The following is an 11,805-nucleotide window of genomic DNA, read 5'->3' as shown; positions in this document are numbered from 1 at the left end:
CTGGCTCTCGCTGAACTTGCTCTTTCTCATCGCGTCCTCGTCTTCCTTGTGAGGCCGCATTCTCCAGATTCAGGTGTCTACTGGTTGGGGGAGCTTACGATCTCATGTCCAAAGCCGCGGTTGTCCAAGGAGAATTTCCAGAGCTGATGGGCTTGCTCTGTCCTTCTTGCGCTAAGAAGTTCAGCGATGTTGAATTCACGCAAGTTCCATTCGTGCCAATTTGCGCGGCTTGTTTTCCGAGAGTTCACGAGCAGCTGGTTGGAAAACACTGCTAGCCGTTCCATCGAGCTGACGTTAGGTTGCACCAGCAATGCGCCCCTCTATCGAAGTTGAGATCGAGTTCTCTATCCTTGCCGACGGGATCAGGGCCGTGGTGCCCCTGGCGAACGGAAGCTACCGGCCGCACGTCCGTGTAGGGCCCGTTGGCGCGTACATGGGCGTTTGCCTGGTTGGCGGTGGTGAGCTTGCGCTCGGCAGACGATGCGTGGCTACGTTCAGTCTCATGTATGCAGGTGTCGACTACTCCAGCCTCCAGCCGGGCGTCGAATTCGACATCCTGGAAGGTGCCCGAGTCGTCGGCTCGGGTATCGTCAAACGTTCATCTGCTGAAACGCAAGGCGCTATGACATGAGCGCAACTTCGAGGGGGTGCTAGATTGACTCAGGTCAGCACTTGGCCTTTTCTTCACGGCAGCAAGCTCCTTGCAGCCACGTGAGGCCGTTCAGAGATTTCAGGCCTGACCCCGAACCCGTCGCGGCCGGGACTGGACGCTCATGTCCCCATTCTCGCGGGAGGAAAACCGAAATGCAGTGTCCGACGTGCAACACCCTCAACTCCGCCACCGTGGTGCGGTGCATGACCTGCGGGACCACGCTCATCCATGAAGCCGCGGGCCATTCCATGGCCTACCAGGAAGGGGCGAGAACGCTCGATGCCAAGCTGCACACCGGCATCGGCAGCTTCTTCGGCTTTTTCCTCGTGGCCATCCTGCTGAAGTTCATCTTCACCGCGCACTGGCTCTCCGACCGCGAGGTCTACTTGGCGGCCGTGGCCGGCGGTGTCGCGGGTGCGATCGCCGGGCGCCTGGTGTTGAAGGCCAGGCAAGACCTGTAGAACCCCGAGACACCCCCACGCAGGACGAGAAAACCGCTCCAATGCACGGCACACGTCGTTCCTTCCCTCGGTGCGAGGCCGAGGTCCCTCACATGGCGATCTGCATGAAACCTTCCACATTCACCCGATGGTGCCTCGTGCTCCTCCTGGCGGCCCCGCTCGTGGCGTTCGCCGAAGACCGCGGTTCGCTCCTGGGCTGCTGGCGCAGCCAGCACGTCCAGGTCACACTGAAGGACAACACGCACCGTGATCGGAACGGCGACTGCGTCCTCGAATACGACATGACCCACGCGCGCTCGCGGTGCCAGTACGGATCGAAGCGCACGGAGTCCATCCAGTCGTACGAGATCGTCAAGAAGGGGCGGTTGCGGCTCGTTTCGCTCGACCCCGACACGCTACAGCCGAAGGGTCCACCTGCAGAGGTGGATTACCGAATCGATGACGACTGGCTGATGCTGGAACGGAAGTTTACCGCCGAGGAACAGGCGCTGTCGGGCGCCAGGGCGGACGTCAGGCTGCGCTCGCTCTCCGTGCGCGTTCGTGCCGGCCAAGACGGCGCCGTCGCCTGCAATCCCCGCGGCGAGGTTTCTATCCGCACGGGCCAGTCACCGGCGAGTTCGCTGGTCTTGACGACCCCTTCCGGCTGGGAGCCCTTGCTCGTGGATCCCACCAAGGACCCTCGCCTCGGCCCTGCGGTCAACACCAGCCTCTTCGTGGGCGCATTCGTTCCGAAGGGGACCGCCGCCTCCGGCGCGATGCCCCGGCTCCTCGTGCTGGTCGTGGATGATGTCCGCCAGGGACCACGCCCCATCCGGCAGGCCGAGTTCGCCGCCGTCAAGGCGAGCTTCCGGCAAGACCTCGGCACGCCACAGATCACTTGCGACCGGCCGGATCGCATCTGCGGCCTGATTCGACTGCCCGAAGGCGGCAACGTCTACACCGAACTGTTCAACGTGAAGGGCCGCGTCGCCATGGTCACCAGTTCGGCTGCTGGCACGCCTTCCGAGGTCGCCCCGCTGCTCCGGGCGTCCGTGACGACTTTCGTGGACCGCCTCGGCCAGGACAACCCGAAATGATCGACAACCTCAAGAGGTACCTCGTCGTCCTCGCCGCCTGCGCCGTCGTGTCCGTCGCGATCGTGTTGTTCAACGGCCGCAGCCTTCCCGCGCTGATCAACCTTGGCTCGTACGTGGGCGCCGCTTTCATGCTGCTAGGCGCCGGTCGGCTGCTCAACGGAGGGAACGCCGCGATCCACGAGGCGAACACCATCCAGCGTTCGCAGAACCGCGAGGCCGAGTACCTCGGTCGCCCCCTGCTGCACACGCAGATCGTTCCGATGTTCCTGTCCTCGGGCACGCTGTTCTTCGCCGGCCTGACGTGGCTCGTCGCGTTGCAGGCGGTGCGCTACACGTGGGCGATCGTGCTCTGAGGGCGTTGCGAAGATGGCTCGCGTCCTGCAACCCTGGCCCTTTCCGCCTGCGCCGGCTTCGTCGGCTACGACGACATCATGGCGCCATCCTGTGGATCGAGCCGTTCTCATGTGCCGGCGAAGGGAATACCCGCAGGAAGTCGTCTCCCACGCGGTGAGGGAGACGGCATGCACACCGCGGGCGGGCGCATGAGCCCGGGCGCTGCTTCGGGATGGCCGCACGCACTGCCAGGCATCGCCGATCGCCTCAAGGGCCTGCGCTGCGTGGCGGCGGTGGCGGCCCATGGCAGTGCCGTGCGTGCGGCCGACATGCTTTGCCTCTCGCAGCCGGCAGTCACGCGTGCCGTTCTGGAGGTAGAGAAGTTCTGCGCTGCCAGCCTGTTCGAACGCGGTGCCCGGGGCATGTTCGCGACGGTGCTCGGCGCACGCATCGCGCAGCGGGCACAGCGGCTGTTCGACCACCTCGAGGCCGGGGCCACCGAAGCCGTGGCGCTCATGCCTGAAGGCGAGGGGCGCGATGGCATGCAGGGGCGCTTCTGCGCATCGGTGTCGGCCGCCTCGTTGAAGGCGCTGGTCGCCATTGCGGCATCGGCCAGCGAGGCGCATGCGGCGCAAGCGTTGGGCCAGAGTCAGCCATCTGTCCACAGGGCCTTGCGCGACCTGGAATCCCTGGCACGCGCCAGGTTGCTCTGGAAGTCGGTGCGCGGCACGCGGCTCACCGATGCGGGCGAGGCCATGCTGCGGCGGGTCAAGCTCGCCTTCGCGGAAATGCGCGCGATGGAAAGCGACATTGCCAGCTGGCACGGCAACGTACGCGGCCGTGTGGTCATCGGCGCCTTGCCGCTGTCGGTCACGCTGTTCCTGCCGCAAGCCATCCAGGCGGTGACGCAGGCGCATCCCGAGGTCGAGGTGGTGGTGATCGACGGCACGTACGAGAGCCTGTTGCGGCAACTGAGCCATGCCGACATCGATGTGATCGTGGGCGCCTTGCGCCCAGCGGCGGCCGGCGTGCGGCAGGAAGCGCTGTTCGATGAGCCGCTGGCCATCATCGCGCGGCCCGGCCATCCCTGCCTGGCGCGCCGGTCCCTGGCCCTGCGGCACTTGCTGCAATGGGACTGGGTGATGCCGCCCAACGGCACGCCTGCCAGCCTCGCATTGCTCGAAGCCTTTGCTGCGCAGGGCTTGCCGGGGCCCGGACAAACCCTGCAGACCAACAACACGACGCTCGCGCGCGCCATGGTGGGCACGACCGATCGCCTGGCGCTCACCTCGCTGCGCCAGGCGCGGGCCGATGCGCTGGCTGGCCTGGTGTGCCTGGTGCCGGTCGCGCTGCCGCAGACCATGCGCTCCATCGGCGTTGCGCTGCGCGAGAGCGATGACCCGTCGTCGGACCTTGCAGCGGTGCTGGCCGCGATGCGCGAGGCATCGAGCGATAGCTGAAACGCATACCTGGAGGCGGCCAAGTCATTCGACTTGCCGCCGGGTCTGACGCAAGCTTGGCTCCCATGAACCCGGCATGTGCAGCGGCACGGCCGGTCTTTCAATCGACGTGCCGATTCAGGCCGATGAAAGGGTGGGAATGAATGCGCCCGTGTTGGTTTTTCTGCCGGGATTGCTCTGCGACGAGGCAGTCTGGAATGCGCAATGCCGGGACTTGACGCAAGTGCGTTGCGAGGTGGCATCGTTCGGCTTGCTGTCGTCGATCACGGCGATGGCGCAACAGGTTCTCGCGCACACGAAAGCGCCCCGTTTCTCGCTGGCGGGCCACTCCATGGGGGGGCGCGTGGCACTGGAAATGATGCGCCTGGCGCCGCACCGCATCGAGCGGCTGGCCTTGCTCGACACGGGCATGGACCCGCTGGCGCCCGGGGAAGCCGGGGCCGTGGAACGCGCGCAGCGCATGGCGCTGCTGAAGCTGGCGCAGCAGGAGGGCATGCGTGCCATGGGGCGCCAGTGGGCGCAGGGCATGGTGCATCCGTCGCGCAGGAACACGCCGCTGTTCGATGCGGTGCTCGACATGATCGGGCGCAAGACCCCGGCCATCTTCGAAGCGCAGATCGAGGCGCTGCTGGCCCGCCCAGACGCCCGGCCCGTGCTCAAGGATGTGGATTGCCCCGTGTTGCTGCTTTGCGGGCGGCAGGATGCCTGGAGCCCCCTGTGGCGCCACGAGCAGATGCATGAGTTGATCCCCGGTTCGCGCCTGGCGGTGGTGGAGGAGGCCGGCCACATGACCACCATGGAGGCGCCCGCGCGCGTGTCGTTGGCCCTGGCGGCATGGTTGCTGCAGGCGCCGGTGCATTGACGGGCCGGATCAGCCCGGCGTTGCGACCTTGTCGAGCAGCTGCAGCAATTGCTGGCGCTCCTGCGTGCTGAGCTTGCTGGCGATCTCCGCTTCATAGCGCTGCAAGGCGCCACGCATCTCCGTGAGCTTCTCCTCGCCGGCGGGCGTGACTTTCAACGCATAGCGCCTGCGGTCGTCCGCGCAATCGACCCGGCTGATGAGGTGGGCCGCTTCCAGTGAATCCACGATCTTGAGCACGCTCGGGCCGGTGATGAACAGGCGCTGCGCCAGCGCGGCCTGGTTGATGCCGTCTTCCATCGCAATGAGCGACAGCGCGGTGATGCGGGCGGGAGACAGGTCCAGCGTACCGAGCATCGAGTGAAAGACGTCGTAGGCCCGCACCTGCGCCCTGCGCAGTGCATAGCCCAGCGAATCGCTCTGGAGGTCGTGCGGCACGGGCTTGGCTTTCAGGGCTGCTGGTTTCTTCGTGGCTTTCGCCTGAACTGATTTCGCGGTTGACATCAAGGTTTTCCCTGTGCGTGCTGACTTGTCGATTGATGCATTATCCATGGCAAATAGTTAGCCAGGTAAATGAATAGCCTGGCTATCAAATGCATCCAGCTTCCTGAACGAGATCACAACGTGACACTGAATCCCGAAATCATCGATGACGCATCGCGCCAGGTCCAGGTGGCGATCGAAGGTCCCATTGCCGTGCTGACGCTCAATCGCCCCGCCAAGCGCAATGCGCTGAGCCTGAAGGTCATCGGCGAGCTGAACGCGGCCTTCGAGGCGCTGCCCGCGAGCGTGAAAGCCGTGGTGCTCCATGGCAACGGCGAGCACTTCAGCGCGGGGCTCGACCTGTCGGAGCTCGTGGCGTTGTCACCGGCCGAAGGCGTCATGCATTCGCGCGTCTGGTACGAGGCCTTCGACAAGATCCAGTTCGGCAAGCGCCCCGTGGTGTGCGTGATGCACGGCGCCGTGGTCGGCGGCGGCCTCGAACTGGCTTCGGTGGCGCATGTGCGGGTGGCTGAGGACAGCGCCTACTTCGGCCTGCCCGAGGGGCAGCGCGGCATCTTCCTGGGCGGTGGCGGCTCGGTGCGCGTCACCAAGCTCATCGGTTTTTCGCGTGTCACCGAGATGATGCTCACAGGCCATGTGTACAACGCCGCCGAAGGGCTGCAGCTCGGCCTGGCGCACCACCTGGTGGCCGACGGCCAGGGGCTGGCCAAGGCGCGTGAGCTGGCCCTGCGCATGGCCTCGAATGCGCCCATGTCCAACTTCGCGATCATGCATGCGCTGCCGCTGATCGCCGAGCAGCCCATGGTGCATGGCCTGATGACCGAGGCCCTCATCGCCACCATCACCCAGTCCGAGCCCGAAGCCAGGGAGCGCGTCGAGGCCTTCCTGCAAAAGCGTGCCGGCAAGGTGCTGCCGGGCTGACCCGGCCCAGCGCGACCTTCGTTGCATTGCAAGCAAAAAAGCCAGGACATTCACTTGAACACGCCCGCACATCATCCCCCAGGTCCCGACGGCGACGCCGCGCGCGAAGGCCTGCATCCCCTGTTCCGGCCACGCTCGGTGGCCATCATCGGCATGTCTGGCAAGCCCGGTTCGGCCGGGCAGGTGGTGCTGGGCAACCTGGTGCGCGGCGGCTTCCCGGGCGATGTGTACCTGGTCGGCCGCAGTGGCGGCCACATCGACGGGCGCGAGGTGTTCACCGACGTGGCGCAACTGCCCGAGTCGCTGGACCTGGCCATCCTGATGCTGCCGGCGGAGGCCGTCCTGGAGGCCCTGCGCGGCTGCGTGGCCCGCCGCGTGCGTGCAGCCGTCTGCTTTGCGTCCGGCTTTGCCGAGATGGGCGAGGCGGGGCGGGCGCAACAGCGCGAGATGGCCGAGGTGGCGCGTGCCGGCGGCATGACGCTGATGGGCCCCAACACCGTGGGCTACTTCAACTACGTGGACGCGTTCTACGTGATGATGGTCGAGCTGGTGCTGCCGCCGCGCCTGGATCCGGCGGCCGGGCCGGCCGTGGCGGTGGCGGCGCAAAGTGGGGGCATCGGTGCGCACATCGCGGCTTCCCTGCAGGCGCGCGGCGTTCCCATCTCCTACATGATGACCACCGGCAACGAGGCGCAGGTCGGCCTGGCCGAGATGATCTCGTTTTTTGCCGACGATCCGCACACGGGTGCCGTGGTGGTGTATGCCGAGCAGATCCGCTCGGCGCCCGGTTTCCTGGCTGCTGCGCGCAGCGCGCGTGCCAAGGGCAAGGCCGTGGTGCTGCTGCACCCCGGCCGCAGCGAGCAATCGCAGGCCTCCGCCGCGTCGCATACCGGTGCACTCGCCGGTAACCACGCGGCCATGCGCCTGGCGGTGTCGCATGCGGGTGTGCTGGTGGCCGACAGCCTGGAAGAGGTCATCGACCTGGGGCAGTTGCTGCTGCGCTTTCCGCAGGCGCCCACCGGCGGCCTGGGCCTGGTGACGGCCTCCGGCGCGCTCTGCGGCATCACGCAGGACTATGTGGAGCCGCTCGGGTTGGCACTGCCGCCGCTGGCGCCAGAACAGGTCGAGGTGCTGCGCTCGCACTTGCCGGCCTACACGCCGCCGCGCAATCCGCTCGACCTGGGCACGCTGGCGGGCTGGCGGCCCGAGCTCATCGGCCTGGGCACCGCGGCCGTGCTGGCCGACCCGGCGGTGGGCAGCGTGGTGGTGTCGCTGCCGATGCCCGAGCCGCAGGCGTCGGTGCGCTGGCTGCAGTCCTTCCTGGATGGCACGGCCGACAGCAGCAAGCCCGCCATCTTCGTGATGCAGAACGAGGATGTCGCGCTGGACCCGGCGTTCATCGCGCTGGCGCGCCGCAGCGGCACCGTCGTCATGCGCTCGCCCGAACGTGCATTGCGCGCCCTGGCCAGCCTCACCCGTTTCGGCCGGGACCGGGCGATGGCGGTGGTGTCATCCGGCCAGACGGCGCCCGCATCGCAGGCCCTTCCCGTGCTGGGCACAGGAACACAGGCCGAATGGGTGGGCAAGCAGGTGCTGCGTGCCATGGGCATCCGCACGCCCGAAGGCGCGCTGGCCACGACGCCCGGCGAGGCCGTGCGCATTGCCGACCGCATCGGCTATCCGGTGGTGATGAAGGCGCAGGCCGCCACCCTGGCGCACAAGAGCGAGGTCGGCGGCGTGCTGCTGGGCATCCGCGACGAGGCAGCCGTGCATGCGGCGTGGCAGCAGCTGCACGACAACGTGGCGGCTGCGGATGCCGGCTTGGTGCTCGACGGCGTGTTGGTCGAAGCCATGGGCGACCGCGGGCTGGAACTGGTGGTGGGTGCCACGCGTGATGCGCAGTGGGGGCCCATCCTGATGGTGGGCCTGGGGGGCATCTGGGTCGAGGCGCTGGGTGACGTGCAACTGCTGGCCCCTGACCTGTCAGCCGCCGCCATCGTCGAGCGACTGCACAGGCTCAAGGCAGCCAAGCTGCTGACGGGCTTTCGGGGTACGCCGCCGGTGGACCTGGACGCGGTGGCGGACGTGGTTGCGGCGCTGGGGCAGTTCATGCTCGCGCACCCCCACATCTCCGAGGTGGACATCAACCCGCTGGTGGTCTATGCGGCGGGCAAGGGCGTGATCGCACTCGACGCGCTGGTGGTCACCCACGAGAACGGTGCGGCATGAACACGACGCCCTTTCTCGATGGCCTGGTGGCCATCGACATGCACACGCATGCAACTGTTTCCACCCGCAACCCGCCGGATGAAGTGGCCATGGCCATCGACGCCGCGATGGATGCCTACTTCAAGCGACCGATGCCCCGGCCCACCATCGCCGAGACGGCCGCGTACTACCGCGAACGCCGAATGCTCGCGGTGATCTTCACCGTCGACACCGAGCGGGAGACCGGCCAACTCCGCATCAGCAACGAGGAGGTGGCGGAGGAAGCGGCGCGGCATCCGGATGCGCTGATTCCGTTTGCGAGCATCGATCCGATGCGCGGGAAGATGGGCGCGCGCGAGGCACGGCGGCTGATCAAGGACTTCGGCGTCCGGGGCTTCAAGTTCCATCCGTCGGCGCAGGGCTTCTATCCCAACGACCGGCAAGCCTACGAGGTCTACGGCGCCATTGCCGAGGCGGGTCTGCCGGCCATCTTCCACAGCGGCCAGACCGGCGTGGGCGCGGGACTGCCGGGCGGCGGCGGCATTCGCCTGAAGTACTCGGACCCGATGCTGCTCGACGACGTGGCGGTCGACTTTCCGCAGTTGCCGATCGTCATCGCCCACCCGTCCTTTCCCTGGCAGGACAACGCGCTGGCGGTGGCTACGCACAAGCCGAACGTGTACATCGACCTGTCGGGCTGGTCGCCGAAGTACTTTCCGCCGCAGCTGGTGCAGTACGCGAATACCTTGCTCAAGCACAAGGTGCTGTTCGGTTCCGACTATCCGGTGCTCACGCCGGATCGCTGGATCAAGGACTTCGACACCCTGGCCATCAAACCCGAAGTGCGCCCGCTGGTGCTCAAGCAGAACGCGATCCGCCTGCTGGGCCTGGACCAGGACCCGGTACACGGCCGCTACCAGCGCATGAAGCCGCCTGGCGCTGAAGGCTGCTGCTGAGGCCGCGGCGCCAGGCACTTTGGACACGACCCTCTGCGTTCCAACCCACCCATTGCCACCATTGCCATGACCACCAACGCCCTCCTGAGTCTCGTCCTGGAACGCCCGCACATCCACAGCGACGGATGGCGGGAGGCGCTGGTCCACACCGACGTGATCGAGCCTGCCACCGGCGCGCTGCTGTATCGCGCAGGGAAGGCCGGGCCTGCCGAGGTGGCGGCTGCGGCCGTGGCCGCCGCTGCCGGCCAGGGCGCCTGGGCGGCCACCGCGCCGCGCGAACGCGCCGCCGTGTTGCTGCGCGCAGCCGACCTGTTCGACAAGCACGCCGACGAACTCGCGCTGTACGTCGCTCGCGAAACCGGCGGCACGCTGCACAAGGGCCAGCATGAAGTGCGGGAGGCCGCGGCCTTCTGCCGCATCGCGGCCGCCATGCCGAACCAGCCGCAAGGGCAGGTCTTGCCGACCGTGCCGGGCCGCCTGAGCGTCGCCCGGCGCGTGCCGATGGGGGTCATCGGCGTGATCTCGCCCTTCAACTTCCCGCTGGTGCTGACGATGCGCGTGATCGCCCCCGCCTTGGCAATCGGCAATGCGGTGCTGGTCAAGCCCGATGTCCGCACGCCGGTGAGCGGCGGTCTGATGATCGCGCGCGTGCTGGAGGAGGCCGGATTGCCTTCGGGCGTGCTGCATGTCCTGCCCGGCGATGCCACCGCTGGCGAGGCACTGGTGACCGACCCGCACGTCAACATGATTTCGTTCACCGGTTCCACCGCGGTGGGGCGCCGCATCGGTGCGCTGGCCGGCGGCCTTCTGAAGAAGGTGTCGCTCGAACTCGGCGGCAGCAATGCACTGGTCGTGCTCGATGACGCTGACCTCGACCTGGCGGCCAGCAATGCCGCATGGGGCGCGTGGCTGCACCAGGGCCAGATCTGCATGGCGTCCAACCGCGTGCTGGTGCAGTCGTCCATTGCACAGGCCCTCGCCGGCCGGCTGGTCGCCAAGGCCGGTCGCCTGCCGGTGGGCGATGGCGCCACCGGCCGGGTCGCGCTGGGGCCGTTGATCGACGCGCGCCAGCGGGACCGGGTGCACGACCTGGTGCGGCGCAGCGTCGATGCGGGGGCGATCCTGCTGGCTGGCGGCACGCATGACGGGCTGTTCTATGCGCCGACCGTGCTGGGCAACGTGCGGCCGGGCATGCCGTGCTTCGATCAGGAGGTGTTCGGCCCGGTGCTCAACCTGGTGAGCTTCGACACCGACGAAGAGGCCGTGGCCCTGGCCAACCACGGCGAAGGCGGGCTGGCGGCGGCGGTGATCTCCCCGTCGGTGGGCCGTGCCATGGCGCTGGGCCAGCGGCTGCGTGCGGGGATGGTTCACATCAACGACCAGACCATCAACGACGACGGGACCAATCCGTTCGGCGGTCCCGGCATCGCAGGCAACGGCAACTCGCATGGCGGTCCTGCCGACTGGGAGGCCTTCTCCAGCTGGCAGTGGCTCACGATCAAGGACACCCCGCCGGCCTATCCGATCTGAGGGCCCCCAGGCAACAAACCCATCGAGTCCGCACCAGGAGACGAAGCATGAACTTCCAGAATCAGGTCGTGGTGGTCACCGGCAGCAGTTCCGGAATTGGCGCCGAAACCGCGCGTTGCCTGCGTTCGCAGGGGGCGAAGGTGATCGGCATCGACCGCCATCCTCCGGCCTTGACGCTCGACGCCTTCGTTCAGGCCGACCTGTCCGAGGTGGCCACCATCGACGCGGCGGTGGCGCAGTTGCCCGTGCGCATCGACCATCTGTGCAACGTGGCCGGTGTGCCCGGCACGGCAGATGGCGCCACGGTGGCGCGCGTGAACTACCTGGGGCTGCGCCATCTCACGCAGCGCGTGCTCGGGCGCATGCCGGCAGGGGGCTCCGTGGTGAACGTCGCTTCCATCCTGGGCCATGAGTGGCCGCAGCGGGCCGCGATGCACAAGGCGTTGGCCGCGTGCGAGAGCTTCGACGCGGGCCTGGCTTGGCTGGCGCAGAACCCGGTCGCCCACGACACCTGCTATCAGTACTTCAAGGAGGCCTTGATCGTCTGGAGCACGCTGCAGTCGCAGCGCTGGTTCCTGGACCGGGGCATCCGCATGAACTGCGTGGCGCCCGGGCCCGTCATGACACCCATCCTGGGCGACTTCGCCGCGATGCTGGGGGCCGAGCGCGTGCAGCGCGATGCGCACCGCATCAAGCGCCCGGCGCTGGCCGACGAGGTCGCGCCCGTGATCGCCTTCCTCTGCTCGGATGCCGCGCGCTGGGTCAGCGGTGCCACGGTGCCGGTGGACGGCGGCATGGCCTCCACCTACCTCTGAACCCCTCGATCCCTGCGGCCGTTTCGGGGC

General features: G+C 67.5%; 11 protein-coding genes. 10 read left to right on the top strand and 1 reads right to left on the bottom strand.

Going from position 1 to position 11,805, the window contains the following annotated elements; all coding sequences use genetic code 11:
- Positions 1-804: 804 nt before the first annotated feature.
- The 5 genes from ASC87_RS12940 (at position 805) to ASC87_RS12920 (ending at position 4,844) form a co-directional block, all read left to right on the top strand.
- The gene (locus ASC87_RS12940) at positions 805-1,113 is read left to right on the top strand and encodes a hypothetical protein (protein WP_056662066.1); all 309 of its coding nucleotides are present in this window, start codon (positions 805-807) and stop codon (positions 1,111-1,113) included.
- A gap of 161 nt (positions 1,114-1,274) precedes the next feature.
- Complete coding sequence (locus ASC87_RS12935) at positions 1,275-2,189, top strand: hypothetical protein (protein ID WP_157604019.1); 915 nt, start codon at positions 1,275-1,277, stop codon at positions 2,187-2,189.
- Positions 2,186-2,542, top strand: coding sequence for a hypothetical protein (locus ASC87_RS12930; RefSeq protein ID WP_056662060.1), 357 nt, complete (start codon positions 2,186-2,188; stop codon positions 2,540-2,542). The genes ASC87_RS12935 and ASC87_RS12930 overlap by 4 nt, the downstream gene beginning before the upstream one ends.
- Positions 2,543-2,710: 168 nt before the next feature.
- Entirely contained in the window at positions 2,711-3,982 is a 1,272-nt protein-coding gene (locus tag ASC87_RS12925) for a LysR family transcriptional regulator (protein WP_056662057.1), read from the top strand.
- 139 nt (positions 3,983-4,121) lie between these two features.
- On the top strand, positions 4,122-4,844 hold the full coding sequence (locus ASC87_RS12920) for an alpha/beta fold hydrolase (RefSeq protein ID WP_056662053.1): 723 nt from the start codon (positions 4,122-4,124) through the stop codon (positions 4,842-4,844).
- A gap of 9 nt (positions 4,845-4,853) precedes the next feature.
- On the opposite strand, the gene ASC87_RS12915 is transcribed toward ASC87_RS12920, so the two are convergent.
- Complete coding sequence (locus tag ASC87_RS12915) at positions 4,854-5,345, bottom strand: MarR family winged helix-turn-helix transcriptional regulator (RefSeq protein ID WP_162255157.1); 492 nt, start codon at positions 5,343-5,345, stop codon at positions 4,854-4,856.
- A 120-nt stretch (positions 5,346-5,465) separates the two neighbouring features.
- Between ASC87_RS12915 and ASC87_RS12910 the strand changes: the two genes are divergently transcribed.
- The 5 genes from ASC87_RS12910 to ASC87_RS12890 all read left to right on the top strand — a co-directional run bounded on the left by ASC87_RS12910 (position 5,466) and on the right by ASC87_RS12890 (position 11,775).
- A complete protein-coding gene (locus tag ASC87_RS12910; protein ID WP_369820757.1) occupies positions 5,466-6,266 on the top strand; it encodes a crotonase/enoyl-CoA hydratase family protein in 801 nt (266 codons plus the stop codon).
- Positions 6,267-6,320: 54 nt separating this feature from the next.
- Positions 6,321-8,495: an acetate--CoA ligase family protein gene (locus ASC87_RS12905; protein ID WP_056662047.1), complete on the top strand. Its 2,175-nt coding sequence runs from the start codon at positions 6,321-6,323 to the stop codon at positions 8,493-8,495.
- On the top strand, positions 8,492-9,430 hold the full coding sequence (locus ASC87_RS12900) for an amidohydrolase family protein (protein WP_056662044.1): 939 nt from the start codon (positions 8,492-8,494) through the stop codon (positions 9,428-9,430). Before ASC87_RS12905 ends, ASC87_RS12900 begins: the two co-directional genes overlap by 4 nt.
- A 66-nt stretch (positions 9,431-9,496) precedes the next feature.
- Positions 9,497-10,960 carry a benzaldehyde dehydrogenase gene (locus ASC87_RS12895; protein WP_056662041.1) on the top strand — a complete coding sequence of 488 codons (1,464 nt, stop codon included), beginning with the start codon at positions 9,497-9,499 and terminating at the stop codon, positions 10,958-10,960.
- Between the two features lie 47 nt (positions 10,961-11,007).
- A complete protein-coding gene (locus ASC87_RS12890; RefSeq protein ID WP_056662038.1) occupies positions 11,008-11,775 on the top strand; it encodes a coniferyl-alcohol dehydrogenase in 768 nt (255 codons plus the stop codon).
- Positions 11,776-11,805 lie beyond the last annotated feature (30 nt).

The sequence above is a fragment of the Rhizobacter sp. Root1221 genome (genome assembly GCF_001425785.1).
In the GTDB taxonomy this organism is placed as follows: domain Bacteria; phylum Pseudomonadota; class Gammaproteobacteria; order Burkholderiales; family Burkholderiaceae_C; genus Rhizobacter.
The sequence above is the reverse complement of the archived record's forward strand: the minus strand, read 5'-3'. Positions and strand labels throughout refer to the sequence as shown.

Excerpts from the sequence above, each read along its gene's own strand:
- ASC87_RS12930 (WP_056662060.1), top strand. The coding sequence starts at position 2,186 with ATGATCGACAACCTCAAGAGGTACCTCGTCGTCCTCGCCGCCTGCGCC.
- ASC87_RS12920 (WP_056662053.1), top strand. The coding sequence starts at position 4,122 with ATGAATGCGCCCGTGTTGGTTTTTCTGCCGGGATTGCTCTGCGACGAG.
- ASC87_RS12915 (WP_162255157.1), bottom strand. The coding sequence starts at position 5,345 with ATGTCAACCGCGAAATCAGTTCAGGCGAAAGCCACGAAGAAACCAGCA.
- ASC87_RS12895 (WP_056662041.1), top strand. The coding sequence starts at position 9,497 with ATGACCACCAACGCCCTCCTGAGTCTCGTCCTGGAACGCCCGCACATC.
- ASC87_RS12925 (WP_056662057.1), top strand. The coding sequence starts at position 2,711 with ATGCACACCGCGGGCGGGCGCATGAGCCCGGGCGCTGCTTCGGGATGG.
- ASC87_RS12940 (WP_056662066.1), top strand. The coding sequence starts at position 805 with ATGCAGTGTCCGACGTGCAACACCCTCAACTCCGCCACCGTGGTGCGG.
- ASC87_RS12890 (WP_056662038.1), top strand. The coding sequence starts at position 11,008 with ATGAACTTCCAGAATCAGGTCGTGGTGGTCACCGGCAGCAGTTCCGGA.
- ASC87_RS12900 (WP_056662044.1), top strand. The coding sequence starts at position 8,492 with ATGAACACGACGCCCTTTCTCGATGGCCTGGTGGCCATCGACATGCAC.